General features: G+C 49.0%; 25 protein-coding genes and 1 pseudogene. 10 read left to right on the plus strand and 16 right to left on the minus strand.

The features are described from left to right. Window positions 1-7: 7 nt before the first annotated feature. Together KDW_RS07865 and KDW_RS07870 are read right to left on the minus strand one after the other, a co-directional pair. Window positions 8-1,750: an ATP-binding protein gene (locus tag KDW_RS07865; RefSeq protein ID WP_151755454.1), complete on the minus strand. Its 1,743-nt coding sequence runs from the start codon at window positions 1,748-1,750 to the stop codon at window positions 8-10. A gap of 15 nt (window positions 1,751-1,765) precedes the next feature. Continuing rightward, a complete protein-coding gene (locus KDW_RS07870) occupies window positions 1,766-2,467 on the minus strand; it encodes a DUF8166 family protein (RefSeq protein ID WP_151755455.1) in 702 nt (233 codons plus the stop codon). Window positions 2,468-2,716: 249 nt separating this feature from the next. Here KDW_RS07870 and KDW_RS07875 point away from each other — a divergent pair, with 249 nt between their 5' ends. Further along, on the plus strand, window positions 2,717-3,097 hold the full coding sequence (locus tag KDW_RS07875) for an ArsR/SmtB family transcription factor (RefSeq protein WP_151755456.1): 381 nt from the start codon (window positions 2,717-2,719) through the stop codon (window positions 3,095-3,097). Window positions 3,098-3,135: 38 nt separating this feature from the next. On the opposite strand, the gene KDW_RS07880 is transcribed toward KDW_RS07875, so the two are convergent. Further along, window positions 3,136-3,543: a response regulator gene (locus tag KDW_RS07880; protein ID WP_151755457.1), complete on the minus strand. Its 408-nt coding sequence runs from the start codon at window positions 3,541-3,543 to the stop codon at window positions 3,136-3,138. Between the two features lie 444 nt (window positions 3,544-3,987). Here KDW_RS07880 and KDW_RS07885 point away from each other — a divergent pair, with 444 nt between their 5' ends. After that, entirely contained in the window at window positions 3,988-4,602 is a 615-nt protein-coding gene (locus tag KDW_RS07885; protein WP_151755458.1) for a superoxide dismutase, read from the plus strand. A gap of 72 nt (window positions 4,603-4,674) precedes the next feature. Here KDW_RS07885 and KDW_RS07890 read toward each other — a convergent pair whose 3' ends face one another. After that, the gene (locus KDW_RS07890; RefSeq protein ID WP_151755459.1) at window positions 4,675-5,916 is read right to left on the minus strand and encodes an MFS transporter; all 1,242 of its coding nucleotides are present in this window, start codon (window positions 5,914-5,916) and stop codon (window positions 4,675-4,677) included. Between the two features lie 118 nt (window positions 5,917-6,034). On the opposite strand from KDW_RS07890, the gene KDW_RS07895 reads away from it, so the two are divergent. Together KDW_RS07895 and KDW_RS07900 are read left to right on the plus strand one after the other, a co-directional pair. Next, the gene (locus KDW_RS07895) at window positions 6,035-6,943 is read left to right on the plus strand and encodes a LysR family transcriptional regulator (protein ID WP_162005041.1); all 909 of its coding nucleotides are present in this window, start codon (window positions 6,035-6,037) and stop codon (window positions 6,941-6,943) included. A gap of 68 nt (window positions 6,944-7,011) precedes the next feature. Beyond that, the gene (locus KDW_RS07900) at window positions 7,012-8,241 is read left to right on the plus strand and encodes a glycosyltransferase family 9 protein (protein WP_151755461.1); all 1,230 of its coding nucleotides are present in this window, start codon (window positions 7,012-7,014) and stop codon (window positions 8,239-8,241) included. A gap of 103 nt (window positions 8,242-8,344) precedes the next feature. Here the strand turns inward: KDW_RS07900 and KDW_RS07905 are convergent, their stop codons facing one another. Next, window positions 8,345-9,745, minus strand: a complete 1,401-nt coding sequence (locus tag KDW_RS07905; protein WP_151754717.1) for a transposase — start codon at window positions 9,743-9,745, stop codon at window positions 8,345-8,347. Between the two features lie 369 nt (window positions 9,746-10,114). Between KDW_RS07905 and KDW_RS07910 the strand changes: the two genes are divergently transcribed. The 3 genes from KDW_RS07910 (at window position 10,115) to KDW_RS07920 (ending at window position 12,410) form a co-directional block, all read left to right on the plus strand. After that, complete coding sequence (locus KDW_RS07910) at window positions 10,115-10,498, plus strand: hypothetical protein (RefSeq protein ID WP_162005042.1); 384 nt, start codon at window positions 10,115-10,117, stop codon at window positions 10,496-10,498. 345 nt (window positions 10,499-10,843) lie between these two features. Next, complete coding sequence (locus KDW_RS07915; protein ID WP_151755463.1) at window positions 10,844-11,104, plus strand: hypothetical protein; 261 nt, start codon at window positions 10,844-10,846, stop codon at window positions 11,102-11,104. Then, window positions 11,097-12,410, plus strand: coding sequence for a DUF4129 domain-containing protein (locus KDW_RS07920; RefSeq protein ID WP_162005043.1), 1,314 nt, complete (start codon window positions 11,097-11,099; stop codon window positions 12,408-12,410). The genes KDW_RS07915 and KDW_RS07920 overlap by 8 nt, the downstream gene beginning before the upstream one ends. Window positions 12,411-12,437: 27 nt before the next feature. On the opposite strand, the gene recF is transcribed toward KDW_RS07920, so the two are convergent. Both recF and dnaN read right to left on the minus strand, forming a co-directional pair. Beyond that, entirely contained in the window at window positions 12,438-13,628 is a 1,191-nt protein-coding gene (gene recF, locus KDW_RS07925) for a DNA replication/repair protein RecF (protein ID WP_151755465.1), read from the minus strand. Window positions 13,629-13,868: 240 nt separating this feature from the next. Continuing rightward, window positions 13,869-15,008, minus strand: a complete 1,140-nt coding sequence (gene dnaN, locus KDW_RS07930; protein ID WP_162005044.1) for a DNA polymerase III subunit beta — start codon at window positions 15,006-15,008, stop codon at window positions 13,869-13,871. Window positions 15,009-15,375: 367 nt separating this feature from the next. Between dnaN and KDW_RS07935 the strand changes: the two genes are divergently transcribed. Together KDW_RS07935 and plsX are read left to right on the plus strand one after the other, a co-directional pair. Then, window positions 15,376-15,741, plus strand: a complete 366-nt coding sequence (locus KDW_RS07935; protein ID WP_162005045.1) for a response regulator — start codon at window positions 15,376-15,378, stop codon at window positions 15,739-15,741. Beyond that, the gene (plsX, locus tag KDW_RS07940; RefSeq protein ID WP_151755468.1) at window positions 15,738-16,805 is read left to right on the plus strand and encodes a phosphate acyltransferase PlsX; all 1,068 of its coding nucleotides are present in this window, start codon (window positions 15,738-15,740) and stop codon (window positions 16,803-16,805) included. The genes KDW_RS07935 and plsX overlap by 4 nt, the downstream gene beginning before the upstream one ends. Window positions 16,806-16,891: 86 nt before the next feature. Here plsX and KDW_RS07945 read toward each other — a convergent pair whose 3' ends face one another. The 9 genes and pseudogenes from KDW_RS07945 to KDW_RS07985 form a co-directional block, all read right to left on the minus strand. Further along, on the minus strand, window positions 16,892-17,632 hold the full coding sequence (locus KDW_RS07945; RefSeq protein ID WP_151755469.1) for a winged helix-turn-helix domain-containing protein: 741 nt from the start codon (window positions 17,630-17,632) through the stop codon (window positions 16,892-16,894). Window positions 17,633-17,686: 54 nt separating this feature from the next. Next, a pseudogene (locus tag KDW_RS07950) lies at window positions 17,687-18,431 on the minus strand (response regulator). Between the two features lie 23 nt (window positions 18,432-18,454). After that, window positions 18,455-19,195, minus strand: coding sequence for a phosphate ABC transporter ATP-binding protein PstB (gene pstB, locus KDW_RS07955; protein ID WP_151755470.1), 741 nt, complete (start codon window positions 19,193-19,195; stop codon window positions 18,455-18,457). Next, entirely contained in the window at window positions 19,143-19,385 is a 243-nt protein-coding gene (locus KDW_RS35815) for a hypothetical protein (RefSeq protein ID WP_151755471.1), read from the minus strand. The genes pstB and KDW_RS35815 overlap by 53 nt, the downstream gene beginning before the upstream one ends. A 46-nt stretch (window positions 19,386-19,431) precedes the next feature. Then, window positions 19,432-19,656, minus strand: a complete 225-nt coding sequence (locus tag KDW_RS07965; protein WP_151755472.1) for a hypothetical protein — start codon at window positions 19,654-19,656, stop codon at window positions 19,432-19,434. Window positions 19,657-19,899: 243 nt separating this feature from the next. After that, complete coding sequence (locus KDW_RS07970) at window positions 19,900-20,748, minus strand: PstA family ABC transporter permease (protein WP_151755473.1); 849 nt, start codon at window positions 20,746-20,748, stop codon at window positions 19,900-19,902. Further along, window positions 20,745-21,704, minus strand: coding sequence for a phosphate ABC transporter permease subunit PstC (pstC, locus tag KDW_RS07975; RefSeq protein WP_162005046.1), 960 nt, complete (start codon window positions 21,702-21,704; stop codon window positions 20,745-20,747). The genes KDW_RS07970 and pstC overlap by 4 nt, the downstream gene beginning before the upstream one ends. A 120-nt stretch (window positions 21,705-21,824) precedes the next feature. Continuing rightward, window positions 21,825-22,775, minus strand: a complete 951-nt coding sequence (locus KDW_RS07980; RefSeq protein WP_162005047.1) for a substrate-binding domain-containing protein — start codon at window positions 22,773-22,775, stop codon at window positions 21,825-21,827. A gap of 245 nt (window positions 22,776-23,020) precedes the next feature. Further along, entirely contained in the window at window positions 23,021-23,386 is a 366-nt protein-coding gene (locus KDW_RS07985; protein WP_151755476.1) for a general stress protein, read from the minus strand. Window positions 23,387-23,817: 431 nt separating this feature from the next. Between KDW_RS07985 and KDW_RS07990 the strand changes: the two genes are divergently transcribed. Further along, the gene (locus KDW_RS07990; protein WP_151755477.1) at window positions 23,818-24,039 is read left to right on the plus strand and encodes a hypothetical protein; all 222 of its coding nucleotides are present in this window, start codon (window positions 23,818-23,820) and stop codon (window positions 24,037-24,039) included. Window positions 24,040-24,071: the final 32 nt, after the last annotated feature.

The raw sequence follows: 24,071 nt of genomic DNA on the forward strand, positions 1-24,071 counted from the left end.
CCCGCTTTTATCGTAAAAGATTAAAGCCCCGGTTCCCGTTCAATGGGGCATCTGAACGGCGGCGGCTCTCCTGAGTATCCTTGTTGAAGTACTGCTGCCAGAGATCCGGTGCATCTTTACTTTCGCCACCATGCTGAGTATAACGGGTACGCACACGACAAATGACCGGCGTATTGACCGCTGCCCCGGCCACGATAACCTGTCCTTTAGAGAGTGCGGGCAAGTTATCCAGCAGATCGCGACCAACGCCTTCAATCGCGGCCGCCACGCTCTTCTGGTCAATCTCGTTGACAATACGCATAATACACTGCGTCTGACACTGGCTCAGCACGTCCGCATCCAGTTTACCAGGACGCTGGCTGATCAAGCCTACACCAATACCAAATTTACGTCCTTCGGCCAGAACCTGTTTGAGGATGCCCGTTGAAACGACTTCGGTACCCCCGGGAGCAAAGTGGTGAGCCTCTTCTAACAGTACAAACACTGGATACGGCAGATAGGACTCGCCAGAGTGGACTTTACCTCGCTCGGTATCCATACGCGCCTGATTCAGACGGCGCAACAGGGTAGCCACAACGACCTGCTGATCACGTTCGTCGATCTCGTTGAGTTGCAAGACAGTACACTGACCAGGCCGGAAAATCTCGGGGAGGTCCAGATGCTGGGTATCGTCAAATGTGAAGCTATGCTCAAAGCGCTGCTCAATACGCCAGGTCAAAGCATGCACTGTACTGGAGTCGTCCGCCCCTTCACTATCCTCGTCGTTTTTCTGACGCGAGACGGCTTTGATGGCCTGCTTGAGGTCGGCCACGCCCCAGGGATGGCTCCGTTTTGTCTCATGGACTTTACGCAACGCGCGGCTCAATAGATACTGCTGCTTCTCAGTCATCTCAGGCAACAACTGACGCATATCGCCAATATTCAACGTTGAGATACGTACCTTGACCTGATCTGGCTTGTAGACCTGCACCTGAGCTCGATAGCCACGGCCAGTCCCATCACCATCCTCAGAAAACTGCGGATAATTCGCAATCTGATCCAGGGTGCCATACTCACCATGAGGATCGACAATCAACACACAGGCCTTATTCTGGGCCTTCATCAGTTCTTCAATCACTACACTGGCCAGATAACTCTTACCGGCACCTGTGCTGGCTATAATCGCCATGTGGGTACTCACCAGATCTTTGACCGAGAGCACAATCGGTACAGCGTTAGGCGTGCGCGTCAATAAAGATCCAATAGTTGCAGAACCAGGATCCATATGCTGCTTGCGACTCAGAATCTGCGCCAGCATGGCATCATCGGCCAGATAGATCTGTTTACCTGATTGCGGGGGAATCCAGGGATTGATGAATGAGCCGGTGGTGGCATCATAATAACCCATGATCGCGACGTGTAATTCAAATAGCTCGTTGGTGCGCGAATTATAGCCGACCATCGCAGCTACCTGTGCCGGCGGAATCTCCGGTTCACCTAAAAACGTATCGGGATAGAGTTGTACCGGCACGCGCTTAATGACACGGCCCAGCACACGGCGGATCGGAATCGGACCAGTGGTGTTGTTTAAGGCAACGGTCTCAGGATCAGCCAGTTCATAATACACGTATTCGCCGTTTTTGAGCACCTGCTGATCATCGCGCGAGACAAAAGTAAACTCATGTGTCGCCTCGCCAGGTCCTTTGGTAATACCAACCGGTCTACGATAAGCGGGTTGAGCAGGAGACTCAATTATTGATTCTTCAAACATAGTTGGGCACCTCCGCTACCCGGTAGTTTCCACTTTTAGCCGCCAGGCAAAATTGCGTTTGACAATGGAGAGTAATGAAAGATTCTGCGGAAATAAACGCTCCAATTGATCAATAATACGTAACGTCACCATCGGAAGCAGACTACTGCGCTGCGCGATAATATGTGGAATATAGCCCATATGCAAATATGGAGATTGGCTATCAGGACCTCCAGCAGGATCAGAGAAGAAGTGGAATGCACGTACCTCTTCGTCCGTCATCGTCTCGATCTCGCTATCCAATTCCAGGGAAAGTAATGGGACGCCATGCATAACTGAAAGGACCTCTGGCTCACTGCCAAACACAGCACGCTCCTCCATCATGCCTAAAACCATGATGTAGGTCAGCACAGCCTTTTCAGAAATGTAGTCCGGCGAGAACAACTCTACCTGTGTCTCATTTGAGAGGCGTGGACCGAGGGCACCAAAGGCAGGATTCTGCAAAATCGTATCATAAATCACACCGACCGCATATGTTACTGGCTCACGGCTCTGTCCCAGAGCCTCATCTAAGAGCGCATCAGGATCATCCGCACGCTCAGAACGAACTGCAATACGCACAAAACGGCCAAAGGCATAATCCGCCGGGCCGGGCTGAATATCAGCCTCTCGCGGACCAAAAATTTGACAGACATAGTTAATATGCGAATCCGACTTGACTATTTTCCCGATTTTCATTATTCAACCTCTCGGGGGATACTATAAAGAACCAGTAGGCCCGTGATCATTCCCAGGAAAAACAACAATTAGAACAAATGGTTTGGCGGCATTATAACACAGAGATTGAATTTTGTGCGCTTCTTACCGCTAACAGTGGTACCTCTGAGAAAAGAAGTCGTTTCCAGAGCTTGCTTCTTTCTACTGACCAGTTTATTATCTACAATTACTTATACTGTTGATAGCTTAAAAAAGGGAAAGATCAGAACTATGGCACCCTCATCATCTAAACCTAAACAAGCACGTAAGGGGCTTCGCCGACCAGAAGAAGTGGATAAATATGTAGATACATTTTTGTCAACCACCTGCAACACCAGCCGGCGCTATATATTGGAATTACTGGCATGCCCTGAACACGAGGATGGTTCCAGGATGCCTGAAATGCGTTCAGGGGAGATTGCTAAAGCAATCGGACTGGCGGCAGCAACAACCTCAGAACATCTGAGCCAATTGGTGGCAGTAGGTCTGGTCACTTCAAGGCGTGAGGGCAATGTGGTCTATTATCAGTTGCGTAACCATTCGCTGGTTCTGGCTTTCCATGACCTGCTAGAAGCACTCGATCATGACTATGCTCTGAAGAAGGAAATGTAGAGGCAGCAGATTTCTTTCTATACAATAGAATGCTCAGATCAGGAAACAAGATTTTCGATGGCTTGTAAAAATTCATCAAGATCGATAGGCTTGCTCATGCCTTGAATCTTGCGCTGGCGGAGTTCCTGGAGTGGTAGATGGGCACTCATCATCAGGACGGGCACATGTTCCAGCTCTTTTATAGCATGCAGTTGATCGTAGAGTTCAAGGCCATTCATACCTGGCAACTGATAGTCCAGGATAAAGAGGTGGGGCTTGATACCTTTAACTGTTTGTAAAGCTTGAAAACTGTCGGAGGCCAGCGTAACCAGAAAAGATGTTTCCTGGCTTATCGCTTGCTGCAATACTTCTCCGATATTTATATCATCTTCAACCAGAAGAATAATTTTTGCTTCAGATTTTGTGTGTTCGTCAATAGGTGCCGGATGCACTGTGTCGTGAGCCATTTACTGCTCCATACAATTGCTCAAATTCCACAAAAATACACTTGACAATTTCGGTCTTTAACGAAATTGTATTTACACTATACCATGTTTTGCTTGAGAAAGATAGTTTCTTTCCTTAATGCCTTATCATCAGCACGCTAAAAACACTAATCGCTGCGCAGGAGGATGGAGAAGGGAATGTCTCTGTTTGTTTTATGTGATACGTATACTAACATAAGTATAGTGATACAATCAGGGTGTGCAAATGATCCATGCGCATTTTTCAAATTGAGGTGCGCCTCGCCTTGACATTGCCCACCTCTATCGCATACAACTAAACATGTGGACTCTGTCCTCTCGAAATAGCCTGGTATGGATCTTACCAAGCAGGCTCATCGAGACCCCCAATGTCAAATTAGGAGGGAATGTCACCTCCTATTATATTTGAGTAAGGAGAGATGCTTTATGGCTTTTGAGCTTCCTAAGCTTCCGTATGACTACGCCGCGTTAGAGCCTTATATTGATGCTCAGACAATGCAACTGCATCATGATAAGCACCATGCTACCTATGTCAACAATCTGAATGCAGCTCTTGAGGGGCATGAATTTGCAAATCTTTCAATCGAAAATGTGATTAGCCGCCTCAATGAAGTTCCCGAGGCCAAGCGCACGGCTGTCCGTAACAATGGTGGTGGTCACATTAACCATACTATGTTCTGGGAATTGATGACACCAGGTGGCAGCAAAGAGCCAACCGGCGAGCTGGCGACAGCTATCAACGCTAAATTTGGTTCCTTTAGCGCCTTCAAGGATGCCTTCAATGATGCCGGCGTCAAACGCTTTGGTTCCGGTTGGGCCTGGCTGGTGCTGGATAAAGGTGGCAACCTGGCCATCACATCAACCGCCAATCAGGATAGCCCGCTCATCGATGGCAATTTCCCGATCCTCGGTAACGATGTCTGGGAACATGCCTACTACCTGAAGTATCAGAACCGCCGTCCAGAGTACCTGAGTGCCTGGTGGAATGTTTTGAACTGGGATGTAGTAGCTAAACGTTACGCTAAGGCTCGCGGCCTCTAAGATTGCCGCGATTCAATAGCTTCCCGTGAGCAGTCAGTTACCCTTCAAGGGTGACTGGCTGCTTTTATGTCTTCAGCGCTGCTCAATAGGTACGGCTGCACCATGATTCAAGCCAAAACGCAGCAGACCAATGCTGCCACATATAATCATCAGCAGGGCGCAACTACTGATACCTACCAGCACAGAGAAATGCGCAAAGAGTGGCGCGGCCAGCAGCAGTCCCAGCGATGAGCCAACATTGGCCAGCACCATGCGCAAACTATAGACTTTTCCTAACTGGCCAGCTGGCAGTTCGGTTTGCATCATGGTCAGCATGGTGATATCCCCCATTGGACCACCCAGGGCCGCAAAAGCAGATCCAAGAATCGCCATGGGCAATGAATGAGAAAAAGCTAGCAGCAAAAAGCCCAGCCCAACTACAATCTTGCCATAAAAAACAAGTGACACTCCCTGGCGCAAGGGGATACTCCCCATAATCAGGTTGCTGAGCACGTTACCAACGCCATAGGCACCAATAATCAAACCAAGAGCACCCACATCGCTTTTTAAGACGCGCTCCACCAGTAATGGTGCACCAATTAAAAAACTGGCGCTCCAGGCCAGATTCATCACACCATTCAAGGTAATCGACCAGGCCAGCGGCTGATGTTGACCGACCAGCTGGACCGCCCCACGAATATCTTGCCAGATACCTCGAATGCCAGCCGAGGATGTGGATACAGAAGTTTTTACCTGGATAAAGTGCCGTCCCAGAAATAGTATGGCCAGAGCCGAGACCACAAAGCTGAAGGCGTTCAAAGTGAAGAACTGCGGCAACGGCATAAATAATACCAGCAAGCCCGCCATACTGGGTCCGAGGGCACGGGCCAGACGAGCCGTGACATCCATCAATCCATTGACCGCCTGCAAGGTCTTTACATCTCCGGACAGCGCGGGCAGGCTGGCTTGCAAAGCAGGATCAAATAATGAACCCAGGCCACCAATCACAATGGCAGCAATAACCAGATACCAGAATTGGAGTAATCCTGTTAAGGCCAGAATTGCCATCAGCGCCACAGTAGCCGCGCGGAGCACATCCACGGTCACCATGACCAGGCGGCGATTCCAACGATCAGCATAGACTCCTCCCAATAAACCAAAAATCAGCTGTGAACTGGCTTGAGCCGCCGCCACAAGCCCTGCCCCGCTGCCAACCGTCTTGACCGCGATCCATACAACTGCCAGACTATATAAATAATCCCCGATCGCCGACAATACCTGGCTACTCCACAGAAGCGCAATCGCAGGATGCCGTAACGCCTTTAAAAATCCCATGTGCTTGCTTCCCTTTCCTGGACAAGAAACTTTAGCACAAGTGTACGAAAACGCGTGCTATAATACAATCAGATATTGCCTATATGTAGTATTAATAATTTTAATAGTAAGCGAAATAATGATGGATATCGATCAACTTCTGACATTTGAGCGTATTGTGCGCGAAGGAAGCTTTAGTCAGGCCGCCAGAGCCCTCAATCTGTCACAACCGACGATGAGCACCCGTATTCATGCACTCGAAGAAGAAGTCGGAGGCGCTCTCTTTATACGGGGCGGTCGAAAAGTAGCCCTGACTGAGCGTGGCGAAAGCTTCTTGCCCTATGCTCGTCGGGCCATAGAAATACTGAATGAGGGTAAAGAAGTTGCGCAGCTGACGCAAAAAGGCAAAAGGGGACGCGTCACCATTGGTACTCTGGAATCCTATAGCGGCGGTTTTTTGGCAACTACAATCGCGTACTTCCATCGAACACATCCAGATGTAGAAGTATTTGTCCGTACTGGCCATAGCCAGGAAATCGAGCAGATGCTCTATGATGGCGTCATCCGTCTTGGATTATTAAACTGGCCTTTCCTCAATGCAGATTTAACGACCCTGTTACACTTTCGCGAAGCCTTCATTTTTGTCGCCCCCCCACAGCATCCATTAGCGCAGAAAACCTCCGTAAGCGCGGAGGATATTCATATCCTGGCGCAGCCACTCTTAATCGTGCAGAAAACGTTTGCGCTCAGCGAAATACTGGCTCGCATTTATCCTCATCCTGAACGTACAATGGAGTTGCCGGTACAGACAGCCTGTGAACTATTACGGCAAGGCATCGGAGCCGCCTTTATCACGCGGAGCGCCATCGAAAAAGAATTGGCAGCAGGACTAGTAGTAGAGCTAGCAGTTCAGGATATTCCACGCAATTATCGGGAATTTGCCCTGGTACGCCTGAGCCGCCAGCACGCTCTTCCCGCTGCAATCCATGACTTTATCGCTGCCTTAACCAGTCAGACAGGACATATTTTACTTGACAGTCCTTCTTGACATTTTGTACACTGACCCGGTCAAACCAGATACCAGCACAAATACGTATAGATAGATAAACTAAAAAAATGAAAGAAGTTGATCTCTCATTCTTAAGTGAACTGGCACGCAATCCAGAGTATGTGTTGACGGCGCAGCAGCAGGAAAGTCTGCACAACAATCAACAGTTGTTAAAAAGAGCCAACGCGATCGTGATTTTGCTGGGTGGTAAGGCTGGCCGGTTAGGTGAGTGCGTAGTGGGAACGGCCTTCCTGGAAGGAATGCTCCAGCTCCTGCGTGTCCTGCATAAAGAAGGAATATCTGTGCAGGTTATGCTTGATCAAAAATCGCTGGATCTCTTCCAGGAGAAAAGTTATCAGCAAGCATACTGGTCTGAAGTCAGCATTCAAGGCCTGGAAGCGCCACTTGATCCCAGAGTAATTTTATCCCTGCCAGGCTACGCAGATGCAGATGCCCACCTCCTGGTATTGGACTTTCATGGGGCCCAGGATGGCATGCCCTATTGTATCTACAAACAGACTGGTCACGGTTCGGTTACTATTCTGGGGAATCTTTTTCGGATGGGTATGCGCAATTACTCTCAGCGAGGACCAGAACAGCGCTATACAGCGTTTCTCACAGACCTCTTTGCGCTGCCAGAAACCATGCTGACCAGATCCACCGTTCAACCATATCTACGGCTCGCAGTAGAGGATCAACTTCAGATCCAGGAGCTGCAGCACATTTATCCGCTGGATCCTACAGCCATTACGATTATCTGTTTCTTTCAATCGGTCGTGCTAGCCAAATGCTATGAGCTGTGGGACGATGTTATGCAATTGCTCTGCGAGCAGGTGGCCCGCGAGCAACCAGGCCAGAAATTAGAGTTTGTCCTTGCTTGCGGACCCGACGATAATCTACCAGATGGTTTTAAGCAGGCGGATATGGCCGATTGGCTTCAGGATTTCACAGGCGTGGCGAACAATGCTCAGGTGCGCATCTATCGTACCAACACGCTGCGTGATCTGGCTATGCTTACCAGTCGAGCCAGCCTGGCACTCTCAGATGATACAGGACCTGGCCATATTGCCGGAGCATTGAAGATTCCTGTCATCATCCCGTTTCTGCCTGGCAACATCTATGCTAAAGAAATCTGGTCCTCGACCCTCTGGCACCATGGCGTTACCCTGGATCCCAATCCATACAGCAACCAGCAAATCGAAGCCGCAATCATCTGGGGCCGCACCGACATCATCGATAGCATTCCACCTACCAGACTTTATCAAGAAGCCAGCCGTTACTTGCCAGCAAAACACTAGCTTCAATTAGCATTTGCTTCCTGTGTGCTCCATAGGTTCTCTCCCTGATTTCTCGCACCTGCGGCAATAACTATGAGTCATCCCGAATTTTCGGGATGCTTTTCTAACACCTTTTATCTGACAAAGACTGTAATGTCTGGATATTGGGAGCCAAAAGGTAGCCAAGGCTTGGACGATAGTCGTCCCACAGACGGCTGATCGCCCAACGTAAGCGGTAAAGCGGTGCAATAGCTTTTTTGCATCGCTTTCCGGTTCTTTTGCACTTCAAATGCAAGATCATTTCAACAAGATCCCCGTGGATAGGAGTGAGTAAATGGAGGAGAAAAGCATAAACAAGTGTCACGATACCTAACAGCTTGAGTCGGTTTTCCATCGCGTACAAACGCGGACTCTCCATCGCCAGCTCACTCTTTCCATAGCGGAATACGAGTTCTATTTGCCAACGTCTCCGATAAGCAAAAACAATCTCCCAAGCCTGCTCTGCAGTTCGAATACGCTCATTAGTTACCAGATACCAGACTTTCTTATTCACGCGAACTTTTACGAGATAAAGTTGATACTCGTATTGCTCATGCCATATCGGCGCCCACCAAACATCACAAGGCATCTTTTCACCAGTATGGCTATCACGTATTTCTTTATGAGATAAATACTTTTTATGTAATCCAATCTGCCATAATTTCTTCTTTTCCCCTTTCTCATTGAAAAAGAAATGCCCTTTTTTCCAGCGAATCACAAAACGCACACGTAATTTCTGTAACACTTGTATCCAAGGGCCTGATGCTGCTCCACGATCAAATATGTGAAGGAGCTGATCCCCCCATTTCCGAACAACTTTTCTCAATAACTTTTCTTGTTGTTCTCTTAACTTTGTCGCATCATCACCTCTGGTAGTCCACCAGCTCATCACTGCTACTTTTACCCTTCCTTCCATTCCTATGATCAATGCTGCTGTCCACTGCATTCCTGCCACTGTAATCGCTTTCTTTGGTGGAAAATTAAAGACCAGGCCTTTTTTTGAGCGCTGCAATCTTTTCGCTTTACTAGAAGTTACTGGACAGATTCCTTCTAATTTCTCGCTTTCTGCTTTTTCTATGACACTCTCATCCCAAGGGCAAATAATCCTTTTCCCTTGTTCTCTCATACGTGTCACCTCTTTATCAGCTTCTTCTAGTAAATAGTGATCTATCTGCAAAAAATTCCATTTTATGGAGCGAAGCAGGTTTCCCACTCTCTTCGTTCCAGCAGTCGCTGTTTTTGATTGCTGCGCATATCCATCGAGGTAGGAACCTAATTCACTCAAAAGTAGTCCCTGCTTGTTATTTCTGAAACGAATAATTGCAACGCATACCTGTACTAACGTTCGCACTAACCTCTTATCTATCAGCCTATCAAGCACAATCAAAAGTGGCATAAGAAATTCTTCAAGCAATTGAGCTAATTCCTGTGATGCTCTCTGCGCATCTTGTTCCTCGGGTTGAAGTATGTCATACTGAAATGGCATGAGTTGGGGGACTCCTGGTTTTTTGCTGTCAGTTGAATTTTTAACAGTTTAACTCAGGAGACCCCTCTTTGCCTAGTTCTTACTTTTCCGGTTTTCTCTCTTTCTTTCCGGCTAGAAATGTTCCTCAAAAATTCGGGATGACTCATATCTGGGCACTTTAGTGCCCGAGTGCGGCTGCGAGCACGCTCCCCGATAAGAGTGGGAAGCCACCCTCTCGAAGAAACAAATGATGTTGCCCGGACATGCTCCGGGTTTCTTTATAAAATATCTATCCGTTCTATATTGACATACCCATATCGCTCAATCTACACTATAGATACCTCGCGGTGTCGTATTGAAGATGGAGAAGAAGTGAGAAAGGTTGGGGTTATGTTTTCGGCACTCAAACAATATATCAAATACCGAATCATGTGTATCTTATATGATGTAATGAAGACTCGCTACGAAGCACAGAACTGGTCCATCACCACCAATTGTCCCTCGTGCACCCAGCTCATTCCGATTACTGCTCACTTTTGTGCCTATTGTGGGCAAGAAGTACAACTAGCGATTACAAACCAGAAAACGGTACAATTACAAATTACTGGTCCTCTCCAGATCAAGCAAGTAGTCACTATGTTACCACCAGACGCTGCACACGGACGCTTCCTACGCTATGCCCGAACTCAGAAAAATCAGATTGGTCCGGCCACATTGGCTCATCGACAACTACAAGATTTAGAGGGCCCACGCATACCCCACCACAACTATTAGAAGCAGCATCTGAAGCAGCATCTATAGTAGAACCATTATTATCAGTGATGAGAGATATAACTATCACCTATCCCTGGGACATAGTACTTCTAGCAAATACTATTGACTTATCCACAATCAATGTGGATAAGTGTGGATAAATTATGCCTGAATGTGGATAACTCTTAAAAATGCTCAGTTTTTCAGCGCTATCTTCCATAGTGCACTTGAGCATTTAAGGGCAGTGGTATTCAGTTGAAGCATTATTGACAAGTGTGTATCAAGCGCATACAATTTAGCCAAATAAACGCGACAACCTATCTGGCAGAACGCTGAAGCAGCAGATTGCAAGAGAAAGGTCTCCACATGGATACCACCCCACAAAAGTTACCTGATACTGCATCAGAAGAAGGACAGTCGCAGTCAAGTCCGCGTAGTCTGGCCGATGTAATGAGCTGGGGTGAACAATTGCTCCCCCTCACCTACTCGGCGCTAGAGGCATGTTGGATTGCTGTACTGCTCATCGGACTTGGCCGCCTGCATTTCTTGGGTTTAAAACAGCCATTTATGCCACTCTGGGGCCTTTTCTGGTTATGTCAGTGGCAACATGGTGCTCAGTTTGCCTGATCAGGCACTGAACAGCCGACGTAATATTTTCCGCTACCTGCAATCTGGTGGCCTGGCCCTCTTTATTCAATGCATCAGTGTCCTCTGCATAATCTGGGCCAGCCTCTATAGCCAGACCACTCCTCTGTGGAATCCTGTCTGGGTTGGCGATTTGTTGACTGACATTGTCCAACTCGATAATACCTTCCTGCCAATAGTTGGAATTATCCTGGTCTGCTGCATCTTTTGTTATCGCGGCATCCATATCGCTCGCTACATGTTAGAGCCCGGCCAGATAATGCGGGGCGTGCTGACAGGTGGTGTAATCCTGGTATGTGTCAACCTGCTACCACCAGCCTCTACGAACGAAGAAGTCTACCTCTTATTGTTAATCTTGCTCTTCTTTTCCTTCGCACTGCTCGCCCGCGCGCTGGCCTATGCGATATTTATGCGCCAGGAACACCTGATTGGACTTCAAGGCAGCAAATCAACCCAGGATCGCCTGATTATGTCCACGGTCGGCCTGATTTGTCTGGCATTCGCCGTCGTAGCATTGATCCTGGGGGTCACAATCAATCCCACGTTGCTGGCCGCGCTCCAACAATTTCTCTCACCAGTCGGAAAAGTGTATGATGGCATCGCTTATGCGATCGCCTGGATAATGACTATGCTGGTAGCCTGGATTCCACTCGACCCTCATTTCAAGCTCCCTTTACCTAAATTACGAAGAACACGCCCACCAGTCGTACCCCCTGCTCACCAACAGACGCAAGTGCCCGCACAGATTCAATCGCTGGCCAGCATGATATCCATCGTACTTTTGATTGTACTCATAGTCGTATTCATCTGGGTCAGCGTAATCATTATCCGCAGAATCCTCAACATGAAACGCAAAGCCGGCAAAACAGTCAACGCGGACTTGCATGAGAGCCTCTGGTCCTGGCAACTTTTCTGGACCCAGATCAAGGCTATGCTGCTGGCTCTCTGGCGTCGCTGGAGGAGGCCTGAAGAGGCTGTGGCGACACCGCTGGTAGATAATACTGATGCAGAAGAGACGGCGGTCAGACGCGATGTACGTGCCATCTATCGGGCATTCTTGCAGTGGAGTGCTGGGCGCGGTTATGCACGCCAACGCGATGAGACACCATTTGAGTTCAAGCAACGGCTGGGACTGCCCTTAGTGAGCTATGAACCCGAGATGCAGGTGGTCACGGAAGTATATACGGCCACACGCTATGGTCAGGCGTTACCGGATGATGCAGAGGTGGAAAGGATGCAACAGAACTGGATCAGTTTGCAGAGAAAGTCAAATGAGGAAAGAGAATAGGGTTTTCTGCTGGCACGTCTGGCTACCCTATTCGCTTTTCAATACGCCACCGGATACCTGGTACCGATGGGCACGCTGCACCATGTCGGCTGGAAATCCCTCCAGGTCGGTCGAGGTTAACATAACCTGCTCATAGCCAGCAACCTGACACAGCAGGTATTCACGACGTGAAGCATCTAGTTCACTGAACACATCATCCAGCAGTAATATTGGCTGATCACCGGTACTGCTATGCATAAAGGCCAGTTCAGCCAATTTAGCAGAGAGGGCGGCTGTGCGCTGTTGACCACGCGAACCATAGGAGAGCATATTCACCCCATTGACCAGAAACTCCAGGTCGTCCCGATGTGGTCCACGCAGACAGACGCCTTGATGGATCTCTTTCTTACGCGCATCCCGCAACTGCTCTCGATAGTGTTCAGCCGCCTCGGTCAAACCCCAGTCGCCGTCAACCTGGAATGAAGGTCGATAGACAATCTGCAGTTGCTCACGCCCACCACTGATGGCGCGCTGGAACTCATTGGCCCGGTCATTTAACGCATCTATCATTCTCCGGCGCTCATAAATAATCTGGTTCGCAAGTTGGGTCAACTGCTCATCCAGATAATTGAGCATGCCGGGATCTTCCTGATTATCACGGATCCGCTTGAGCAGTGCCGAACGCTGGGTGACAATTTTGCGATATTTGACCAGGGCCACGCTATAACGAGGCTGCACCTGACACAGCGCTCGATCCAGAAAACGCCGCCGTTCCTCTGGTCCACCATCCACCAGATGTAGATCTGAAGGCGCAAACAACACCACCTTCAATTGTCCAATCAGATCAATGGTGCGTTTGGGCACGCCATTCACTTTATAGCGTTTGCGTGGAGCGTGGGCAGGCAACTCGATACTGCGTGGGTTAACCCGTACACCTGCCGCTGCGGCAAAGACAGGAGGCGAAGGATCTACAATCAGCACTTCCAGTTGAATTTTATCCTCAAGTCGCTGCACTGTTCCATCCAGGCGTGCCACATGATCTTGAGCTGACCAGTTAACGACCTCACGATCACTGGAGGCATGAAATGATGTGGCAGTCGCCAGCATACTCACGGCTTCCAGCAGGTTGGTTTTACCCTGGGCATTATCTCCATAAAAAAGGAAAAGGCCAGGTCCCAGGGATAGCTCAAGTTCTTTATAATTTCGAAAATCAGATAAAAAGAGGCGAGAAAGATACATGCACCCATCCGTGGAGATCTACACTAGCGACAAAAAAAGGGTAGGTTGAGGGGCTGCCTCTTCCTGTTTATCTTATTCTTATCAGACCAGGTGATGTGGGAAGTTTGTGTGTTCTGTTCCCACTTTTGTACTGGTGTGGTCTGTGCTGCGCCGCTTGCGGCGGTGGGGAGGAGGGAGTGCCGGGGCATAGCCCCGGACTCCAGGTTAAGGGCGGCGGCCCTTAACAATCCCGCTTCCGCGTTAGCGGTTGGTGCTCATTGGCATGATCACATAGGTGTATTCCGCGGCACTGACAGGTTTAACCACACCAGGGCGAGCGGCTGAGATGACTTCCAGTGCGACCTCGGGCGTATCAAGAATCGCCAGGACATCACCCAGGTATTTGACGTTGAAAATGATTTCCTGGTCAGGACCATCTACGGCTGCGTTGATGGTGGTGACGTTGTTACCGATGTCTTCTGCCGTTGCTTCAAGGGTAAGGGAGCCAGCGCCGCTATCCGCGCCTTCTCCGCTTGCAATTTTGATGCGGGTAATGTTGGCGCTATCGCGCGCAAACGGGGTCACCGTCTTCACCGCTGCCGCGAATTCTTTGGTCTCAACTACGGCCCGCGTGGTATGTTCTTTGGGGATCGCAGCCTTGATATTGGGGAAGGTTCCCTCGATCAAACGTGAGACCAGGTCGATATGCTCGGTATGGAACAGCACCTGGCTACGATTTGGCGTGACCACCATCTGTACAGCACCCTCAGATGGCAGGATACGGGCCAGTTCACTCAGAGTACGGGCAGGAATCAAGATGCTGTTATGGCTCGCGGTATGTCCAGGGAGAGGGGCCAGGCGCAATGCTAAGCGGAAGGCATCCGCAGCGGCAAATGAGACTTGCTCATTGGCAACTTCAACCAGGACACCCGTCAGAACAGGCCGTGAATCATCATCAGCCGCGGCAAACACAACCTGGGCGATCATCTCTTTCAGCGAACCTGCATCCAGAATAATCGGCTCTTCATCACCTTCAGCACTGGGAATCAAAGGGAACTCCGATGGGTCCATACCTTTGATGTTTGCATTGCTTCCTGTGCTCTTCACATTTATATCGTTGGTCTCTTCTGCTACTGACAGTTCAACCTGACCCTGACGCAAGCTATTCACCAGATCAGTAAAGGTTTTGGCAGGGACGGTGGTGGTACCATCTTCTGCGATCTGTGCATCAATCAGGCAGTTGATGCCAATCTCCAAATTTGTTGCCGAAAGCTTTAAACGGCCCTGATCAGTAGACAATAAAATATTCGCCAGGATAGGGAGTGTGCTCCGGCTTGAGACGGCGTGGCTCACAATAGAAAGGCCACGACTCAAATCCTGTTGTTTACATGTGATTTTCACGAAAGAAATTCCTCCAGACACAACCAAAACGCAGACATTTCCACGCTAGTATAGCGCATCTTATGCATAATTGTAAACGCGACAGCGGCAGACCTTTCTGTTCCCTATCTTCGATTGAAGCTAACAGCCAGATGAGACGAGATAGTAAGATAGGCAACACGCAATAAAGAACCATAGTCCTATCAATTCAGAAAAAGCTGAGAACGAATCGTACATACACGGTCCTGTGGTGTTATAATACATTTATCTACGCAGGGAGGCCCATTTCCTCGCGTTCATATTAGTTAGCAGAGGGCCACCGCTGTATGCCGTGTTGTTACTGAGAGATGAGGGGGATGATGCTTCCATGGCAAAAAGAATTCTTATAATGGATGATGATCCAACAATCGCCGATTTACTGACCGAGGCCCTGGCAGATGAAGGTTATGAAACGTTTATGACCACGCAGAGTCTGCGTTTCTTTGACGCGGTTCGCGAGCACAAACCCGACCTCGTTATGTTAGACCTGATGATGCCCTATCTGGATGGACGCGATGAGCTGAAACTGATGACTATGGCTGCTGATCGGCAGATTCCAGTGATTGTGGTTACGGCCTTCCTGGGTGCAGGGAACGAAGAAAAAGAGTTCCGCGAGGCGGGCGTCGCCCATATTGTTTATAAACCGTTTGATCTGGATAAGCTCGTTGAGCTTGTAAAACAAACTATTGGAGAACCTGGGGGAAGAAAAGCATGAGTGCTGCTGTAAGTGCTCCTGTTCGCGTTGCGCTGGATGCTATGGGTGGTGATAATGCACCCGGTGAGATCGTCCTGGGCGCGGTTCAGGCTGCGCGTGAATATGGTATTGGCGTATATCTGGTTGGGCGCGAAGAGCTAATTCGCGCCGAACTTGCCAAACATGACACGACCGGACTGGACCTGCCGATCGTTCACACTGATGAAGTTATTGAGATGGATGATCATGCAGCGACCGCTGTACGCCGTAAGAAAAATGCATCGATGATCCTGGCGTTACAGCTGGTACGCGATGGGAAAGCACTGGGTGCCGTCTCCGCCGGTAATAGTGGCGCGATGATGGCGGCCTCACTCTTTACCCTCAAGCGTCTTCCTGGTGTCGATCGTCCCGCGCTGGGCGGGATTTTCCCCACCAAAGATAAACCATGTCTGGTTATCGACATGGGAGCCAATACCGATTGTAAACCTGAATATCTACAGCAGTTTGCTTTAATGGGGTCTATTTATATGGAGCGTATCTTCAATGTGCGCTCCCCCCGTGTGGGCCTGCTCGCCAATGGTGAAGAGGAATCCAAAGGCAATCAGCAGGTTATCGAAACCCATCGATTGTTAAAACAGAGTGCCTCAACCCTGGGTTTGAATTTTGTCGGCAACGTTGAGGGACGTGACATTCCAGATGGAGCTGTGGATATTGTGGTCTGCGATGGCTTTGTTGGTAATGTCGTGCTCAAACTCAGTGAGGGTCTGGCTGAGACACTATTGGGACTGATCCGCGCTCAGATGACCAGTTCGCTTCTCAATAAACTGGCGGCGGCGATCCTGTTACCTGGATTGCGCAAAGTGTTTAAGCGACTGGATTATGCTGAATATGGCGGAGTACCGCTGCTGGGCATCAATGGCTCAGCGATTATCTCCCATGGTCGTTCAAATGCCAGGGCCATCAAGAACGCGCTGCGTGTAGCTCGACAAACCGCCGAGACGGGCGTTGCCCAGGCTATCGCAGAAGGTCTGACCCGACTTGAGGAAAACCAGCAACCCGAGAAACAACCACAGGCTGAGGTCTAAACACAAAGCCAGCCGTCTATAATGGACGGCTGGCTTTTTATAATCATTCACATACGACTGCGCATGCTGCCCACACTATCTCAGGATCAGGCATTAAAGCAGTATCCAGCCCCACGCACGGTCTGGATAAATTGAGGATGCGCTGGATCTTCTTCTAGCTTTTGCCGCAGCCAGCGCATATGTACATCCACAGTACGCGAACCGTCGGTCTGCTCATAGCCCCATACATGCTTCAAAAGATGCTCCCGCGACAATACCATTCCTGGATGATGAAGCAGATAGAGGAGCAGATCAAACAGGATCGGTTGATGCAACTCGATGGAACGATCGCGATAGCTGACGGTATGCTGGTTCACATCAATGCAAAAGCCATTGATCGTCAGCGGCTGTTCATCGGTATAGATCGTCTTCTTGCGCGTCACCTGGCGTGGCGCAGTTTTCTGTTGGCTTCTACGTTTGCCACTCCGCACCAGCGTATGCACACACGCAAGCAACTCCTCCCACCAGATCGGTTGAGTCACATAATCATCAATATGCACAGCAGAATATTCGATGTGCGTGATCTCAACCACGCTCTTTACCAGCAATAATAAAGCAATCGAACCCAGCTGCGTTTCATTGCGCAATTGCTGGCAACAGGCAAAGCTATCGGCATGACACAAGGCTGACTCAAAAATAATCAGGGATGGCTCAATCTGGCGGGCAAGCTCAACAACCTGAGTAGCCTGCTCCAATGGATGGACCACATAGGTCTCGGCCTGTAGTCTGGTAGTAATATCCAGGCGCATCTGTTCATCTTGCGCAACAACAAAAATAGTTCGTGGCATAGCTCAATTCCTTGCGATACAACTCTCAACGCAGGCAAACCATAGTGGTAGGGGTCAGGACCGGAATACGTAACCCACACCACGTACAGTTTGAATGAGCTTGGGATTAGCAGGATCTTCTTCAAGCTTCTCACGCAACCAGCGCACATGCACGTCAACAGTGCGTGTATCACCAGCGTAGTCATAGCCCCACACATTATGCAACAACTGATCACGAGTCAGAAACAGTACCACGATTACGTACCAGATAGGTCAACAGATCAAACTGCTTGGGCTGCAGTTCTAAATCCTGCCCACGACAATTGACACGTCGACCTGCCTGGTCGATGGTCAAAGGTCCAGCCGGCAATAAACTACGTGGGGGAACTGTTCTCCCGTTATCGATAGAATCGTGCGCAGGAGTAACTTCTACATGTGGTCCTGGATAATCAACTCGACGTAATAAAGCACGCACACGAGCCAGTAATTCACGACGCCCAAACGGCTTCGTCACATAATCGTCCGCCCCAACTTCTAAACCCACCACTTTATCGATCTCATCACCCTTAGCCGTCAACATAATAATCGGGACAGTTGCAGTACGATCCTCGCGCCGCAACTGCCGACAAACCTCTAAACCGTCGATACCAGGTAACATAATATCCAGGACGATCAAATCTGGAGCCTCTTTGCGAGCCAGTTCCAGAGCACTTATCCCGTCCAGTGCAGTCACCACCTGATATCCTGATTGTTCCAGATTATAGGCAATGGCTTCGATTAAGACCGCCTCATCATCCACAACAAGTATTTTACGCGCCACAGCAGCCTCCTGCCCGGTCAATCTTAGCCGAATCGTCCACTGATATAATCTTCCGTTTCTTTTTGACGCGGATGCTCAAAAATATTGACGGTCGATGCGGTTTCAATCAATTTGCCACTCAGGAAGAAACTTGTGAAATGCGAGACACGCGAAGCCTGCTGCATGTTGTGTGTCACAATCACAATTGTGTAATCTTTCACCAGCTCGGTGATCAATTCCTCAATCTTCAACGTCGCAATTGGATCAAGTGCCGAACAGGGCTCGTCCATCAACAAAACTTCGGGCTGAACAGCCAGCGCGCGTGCAATACACAGACGTTGCTGCTGACCACCGGACAGACCCAGTGCCGAGGTATTCAAACGATCCTTCACTTCATCCCAGAGAGCAGCGCCCTGCAAGCTGGCTTCTACGCGCTCTTTAATAAAACTCTGGGACTTTCCCTGGACCCTTAAACCATAAGCGATGTTCTCAAAGATCGATTTTGGAAAAGGATTCGGGCGCTGGAAAACCATTCCGATACGCTGACGTAACAGCACGACGTCTGTTTTCTTAGCATAGATATTACTGCCATCAAAAAGCGCCTCGCCTTCAATGCGCGTGCCTGGAATCAGGTCATTCATGCGATTTAAGGTGCGCAAGAAGGTAGATTTACCACAACCTGAAGGTCCAATAAGCGCGGTGACCTGCTTCTCACGGATCGGTAAGGAGACATCATATAATGCCTGCCTGCTTTGAGCCATAAAAGAAATTGGCGTTGCGTACATCTATCCTGAGATTTGCCTCGGCATTCAGGGTTTTGGTGGGATCAAACTCGCCCATATGCCGGGCTGCATTCGAGACCTCTGGTGTGCTGTTCGCAGGCATCTGTTCCGCGGGTTGCGCGGTCTCCTGCATAGGATTCACCTGGTAACGGCCTGGAGCTAAACGCGTGCCATCCTGGCGTCGATTCTCCATCACTACTCCTTGTTATTTCGTTGAGTATAAAATGTATCCTGTGTCGCTAGACCAGTGGATATTCTTTATGCAATGGAATGGCGGCATCTACAATCAAGCGATCATCAACAACAATCAGTCGAATATAGCGTCCTGCCAGAGCCTTACTGATAAAATAAGGGCGTCCCTCATAAGAGATGTGGCCACTACGAGCAACCTTACGGGAATAGATATTCGCGCCTTCAGGCAGGGTCATGTTTTCAGCCGGGCTACTCACTGAAAGATTTATCATTTTCTGATCCTCGCTTTTCAGGTCTTTTGCATCATAGTTTGTATGAATGTTACTTTTATCGCTAAGCGCTACGCTGCCATAACACGACGCTGGATCAAACGACCAATAGCGCGTGAGCCAAGATTGATTACCAGTAGAATGATAATAAGCAGTGCCGCAGATCCAGCCGAAACAGCATCGGCGACATGTTCTGGGATGTTCCAGCACCAACGTCTTTAAGAACAGATATGGATGGTCAGGTTATCAGTACTGATCATAGATTGAGCGTGTAAACATTCGAATACGAACAGATCGCGCAACTGTCTTTAAGAACCAGATATGGATGGTCAGGTTATCAGTACTGATCATAGGATTGAGCGTGTAAACATTCGAAGGATTAGCAGATCCCACCGTAAAGATGAGCGCGGCCGCCTCAGCGATGACTTTACCAGCCGAGAGGACGACGCCCGTGATAATGCCAGGTAGGGCCGAAGGCAAAACTACCGTGCGGATCATATGCCACTTGCTTGAACCCAGGGCCAGGCCACCTTCGCGCTGCTCACGAGCAACCGAGACCAGAGCATCCTCGAATAAGCGTAAGGCCACAGGAAAATTGAGGCAGAGCAGGGTCAGAATACCAGACAAGCGACTGAGGCCAAAGCCCAGCACACTGGAAAAGACCAGATACCCAAACAGACCCAGAACCAGAGAAGGCACACCAGCCAGCGTCTCAGCCGCAAAATGGATGATTGTTACCAGTGGTCCCTGACGCGCATACTCGACCAGATAGATTGCCGCAGATAGAGCAATCGGGATCAAAATAATTTCTGAGAAGACCAGCAAATAGAGCGTATTGAAAATCTGTGGGCCAACCACACCGGTGCCGTCAGCACCATAAAAATTCGGGTTGATGATATAGGGAACACCATCAACTAACAGCTTGATGATGATCACAAAGAACAACAATGCGCCCAATCCAGTGGCAATGGCCAGAATAGCACTCGCAATGTTATTTCTCACATGGAGCCGACGCGTCAACCGTTGCAACGCATCGACACGCTGTCGATCTTCTGGCGTGCCTTGAGTTGTCGAAATCTGTTGCTGAGCACTCATTTGTACACACTCCTACTGGCAATATAGCGGCTCAAACAGATAAACAAGAACGAAATGATCAGGAGCACAAATCCCAGCATAAAGTAGCCATTGCGCTCAGTTCCCGAGGCTTCGCTAAAGTAGTTCAAAATAGCATTGGTGATGTTGATATTTGGCTGGAAGAACCAACCCAGCGAAAATGGCCCATCGGGCAAATGTGTATCACCTTGCAACACCATACCAACTGCCAGCGCCTCACCAATCGCACGCGTCATACCCAGCACAACTGCCGTCGCCAGACCAGCCGAAGCGGCAGGCAAGACAGCGTTCTTCATCATCTGCCAGCGCGTTGAACCCAGAGCCAGGCTGGCTTCACGTACACTCTCTGGAACCGCGTTCAAGGCATCAATCGAGACACTGACTACAGTCGGCAAAATCATTATAACCAGGATCACCGTGGCTGCACCCCAACCTACACCCGCATTGGCGGCACTCGGAGCAATCGGGGCCGCCAGTTTTGTTAACCAGGGTACCAGCACGATCAAACCGAGAAAACCAATCACCACCGAAGGCATACCCGTAAAGACCTCTAACACTGGTCGCAGCAACGTATTAACCCATCTGGGAGCCATCTCGGTCATGTAGAGGGCCATCGCAAACGCCAGTGGAGTCACAATAATGGTTGAGAGAAGGGTTGTTACTACCGAACCTAAAATGAAGCCAAGCGCTCCATAACTCGGGACATCATCCGTGGGGGCCCAGTTGGTACTGGTAAAAAAGTTTTTCGCTGCAGGATCCTGGAACATGCGTAGACCGTTGAAGCCCAGGAAAATAAAGATGCCAAAGATAATAGCTACAATCAATATTGCACACACTAAGAAAACGCCATGTGCAACCTGATCACTAAAACGACTTCGCCGGGTTCGCTTGCTGCGAGTATCTTTCACAGCCTCGGCATTTACACTGTTTGCCGCCACAATGCACTACTCCTTACCTGAAAAACACTCTTGAAACGATCCGCTATCGCATATGTTCCCTGGAACAGTCACTGAAGGACCATCCCAGGGAGCAGAAAGGTTGGCGATAACTGACTTCAGCTATCCGTGCTTAGGCTTAGGGGTCTTAGCAGCAATTGCATCTGAGGAGATTGCGCTGAGATCCAGGAAGCCAAACTGCTGGCGCAGGGAAGCACCATCAGTACCCTTGACATAATCGATGAAGGATTTTGCCAGGCCGGTTGCGGCACCTTTGGTGTACATGTGCTCGATGTTCCAGAATTTGTAGTCGTTGGTCTTTACGTTGTCTGCAATAGCATCTTTACCATCAATTTTGACGACGGTCAGATTGTTCTTCTTGGCGAAGTCAACGGTATCATAAGCAATTGCGCCAGACTTCTTAGCAACGTTAGTAGCAACGTCGCCAGAGGTTTTGGCTGTGCTGTGGCTGGCGCCGGAGACGCTCTCTTTGGTACCACCCAGAACATATTTCTCGAAGGTGTTGCGGGTACCGGAACCGTCAGGACGGCTGATCACAGAGATCTGCAGGTCAGGACCACCAACGGCTTTCCAGTTGGTTGTTTTACCTGTGTAGATATCTTTGATCTGCGCGGAAGTCAGGTTGGTTACACCAGTGACGTCTTTGTTGATGACAACAGCGAAGACTACAACAGCAACCTGGTTATCGGTCAGATCTTTGTATTCTGGATTTTTTGTCAGGTTAACGAAGCTATCCGAGTTACCAACCTGCAGGCTACCCTCATGGGCGCCTTTCAGACCAGCACCACTACCAGTCAACTGGGTTGTGATGTTAGCACCCGAACATTTATCCTGATAGGCTTTCGCAGCGGCCTGGACCAGGGGTCCCAGAGCTGTCGAACCGCCGGTGCCCAGATTACCTTTTTCGCAAGCCATGTTGCTTGTAGAGGCGGTCGTTGCAGCAGGGGTGCTGCTAGCAGTTGTACCACCTGTATCAGAGCCACATGCAGCCATCAAAACACTCAGCATTGCCAATGCAGTCAATATAATTGCAATGCGCCACTTAGTTAACATAGATACTCCTAACTCTCCAATACGAGCCATGATATTAATTTGCGCAAGAAATAAAGTGAAGGTTCTATCATTAGAATTTCTTCATCTGTAGGTATCGCATACATAAATTATCACTGTTGAATTAACCATGCTTTATGGATATGTTAATTTAATGTTAAAATTCACCCAACCATAAAAATACATCCCTATTCCTTGCGTAGAGAGTAACCGAAAGCAAGGAATAGGGATGTATTGAAGTAATACAGTTAATTTGGTGTTTCTTGAGAGGCTTGTTCAGTCAAAAGTTTTTTCTGGCGTTTGGCGGCTCCGCCTAACTTACCAATGCGGCTGTAAAAATCTGGATCTTGACGCGACTTTGTGGCATTTCCCCCCTTCTTCCCCATCACCGAAAAATGTTTAATACCATATTTGTTAACGTTGGCCTGCCCACCTTTCTGGGCAATCTCACGGTAGTAATCACTGCCACGCTTCTCTTTAAGAGAGATTCCTCCTTTTTTTCCGATACGGCGATAATAGTCTTCACCATAGAGATCGCGTACCGTACTTCCCCCCTTACGACCAGCTTCGGACGTTGACATAGGTACGGGTTTCACATCATCTTCAGGCAACATCACACTAACCCCTTTCCCCGGATCGCTACCAGGCAATATGTAGGCGCTTGCACCATTTACACGACACAGCTTTCACCACACTCAATACATCTACATATGTTAAAGTAAAGCACAAAAAAAAGTGCCTCCAGGTCAACTATGAATCCGCCTTTAGAGTATAATGCATGTTTTATCATTCTGTCAACGAATTAGCAAATCGGCATGCATGATATATGGCTATACATACGATACAATTGGACAAAGAGACAGAAAAACGCTATACTACAAAACAAGTACACCCGGATTTCTTATTGAGGGGAAAGCTTAAGTCGGTTCAGCCTGGCAACGTGTTCCTGTACAGGAGTCATAAAGAGTGGTACATATGCATCACTTGATCAGCATACCTGTATAGCAGCATTGTTTCTTACCCGGCTGCGAGGGAGTCAGCAGCATTGTCTTTCAAAGGTTTATTTCAATCTGGGCAACAAAAATTGCTTCCTGTGCCAGTACGCTTGCACGAGCAGCAAAGCAATCCAGAAACAGCCAATCAGTATTTTTCAGACACCTGGTGGTCACTGTGTACAGCATGGCTCCGCTACCAGCGCATTCAATTGCAATGGGATATTGAGCGCAGCATTGCCAGACGGCTACACCGTCGCTGGGGCAATTCATAAGCACGGGATAAACTGTAACGCCTCACAGAGCA

The organism is Dictyobacter vulcani (assembly GCF_008974265.1).
Taxonomy (GTDB): Bacteria; Chloroflexota; Ktedonobacteria; order Ktedonobacterales; family Ktedonobacteraceae; genus Dictyobacter; species Dictyobacter vulcani.

Coding starts and splice junctions, on each gene's coding strand:
- KDW_RS35815 (WP_151755471.1), bottom strand. CDS start 19,385: ATGGAGAATCGACGCCAGGATGGCACGCGTTTAGCTCCAGGCCGTTAC.
- KDW_RS07980 (WP_162005047.1), bottom strand. CDS start 22,775: ATGTTAACTAAGTGGCGCATTGCAATTATATTGACTGCATTGGCAATG.
- pstB (WP_151755470.1), bottom strand. CDS start 19,195: ATGTACGCAACGCCAATTTCTTTTATGGCTCAAAGCAGGCAGGCATTA.
- KDW_RS07905 (WP_151754717.1), bottom strand. CDS start 9,745: ATGCCATTTCAGTATGACATACTTCAACCCGAGGAACAAGATGCGCAG.
- KDW_RS07870 (WP_151755455.1), bottom strand. CDS start 2,467: ATGAAAATCGGGAAAATAGTCAAGTCGGATTCGCATATTAACTATGTC.
- KDW_RS07985 (WP_151755476.1), bottom strand. CDS start 23,386: ATGTTGCCTGAAGATGATGTGAAACCCGTACCTATGTCAACGTCCGAA.
- recF (WP_151755465.1), bottom strand. CDS start 13,628: ATGTATCTTTCTCGCCTCTTTTTATCTGATTTTCGAAATTATAAAGAA.
- KDW_RS07895 (WP_162005041.1), top strand. CDS start 6,035: ATGATGGATATCGATCAACTTCTGACATTTGAGCGTATTGTGCGCGAA.
- KDW_RS07875 (WP_151755456.1), top strand. CDS start 2,717: ATGGCACCCTCATCATCTAAACCTAAACAAGCACGTAAGGGGCTTCGC.
- KDW_RS07935 (WP_162005045.1), top strand. CDS start 15,376: ATGGATGATGATCCAACAATCGCCGATTTACTGACCGAGGCCCTGGCA.
- KDW_RS07885 (WP_151755458.1), top strand. CDS start 3,988: ATGGCTTTTGAGCTTCCTAAGCTTCCGTATGACTACGCCGCGTTAGAG.
- KDW_RS07865 (WP_151755454.1), bottom strand. CDS start 1,750: ATGTTTGAAGAATCAATAATTGAGTCTCCTGCTCAACCCGCTTATCGT.
- KDW_RS07965 (WP_151755472.1), bottom strand. CDS start 19,656: ATGATAAATCTTTCAGTGAGTAGCCCGGCTGAAAACATGACCCTGCCT.
- KDW_RS07900 (WP_151755461.1), top strand. CDS start 7,012: ATGAAAGAAGTTGATCTCTCATTCTTAAGTGAACTGGCACGCAATCCA.
- KDW_RS07890 (WP_151755459.1), bottom strand. CDS start 5,916: ATGGGATTTTTAAAGGCGTTACGGCATCCTGCGATTGCGCTTCTGTGG.
- KDW_RS07945 (WP_151755469.1), bottom strand. CDS start 17,632: ATGCCACGAACTATTTTTGTTGTTGCGCAAGATGAACAGATGCGCCTG.
- plsX (WP_151755468.1), top strand. CDS start 15,738: ATGAGTGCTGCTGTAAGTGCTCCTGTTCGCGTTGCGCTGGATGCTATG.
- KDW_RS07880 (WP_151755457.1), bottom strand. CDS start 3,543: ATGGCTCACGACACAGTGCATCCGGCACCTATTGACGAACACACAAAA.
- KDW_RS07970 (WP_151755473.1), bottom strand. CDS start 20,748: ATGAGTGCTCAGCAACAGATTTCGACAACTCAAGGCACGCCAGAAGAT.
- KDW_RS07910 (WP_162005042.1), top strand. CDS start 10,115: ATGTTTTCGGCACTCAAACAATATATCAAATACCGAATCATGTGTATC.
- KDW_RS07915 (WP_151755463.1), top strand. CDS start 10,844: ATGGATACCACCCCACAAAAGTTACCTGATACTGCATCAGAAGAAGGA.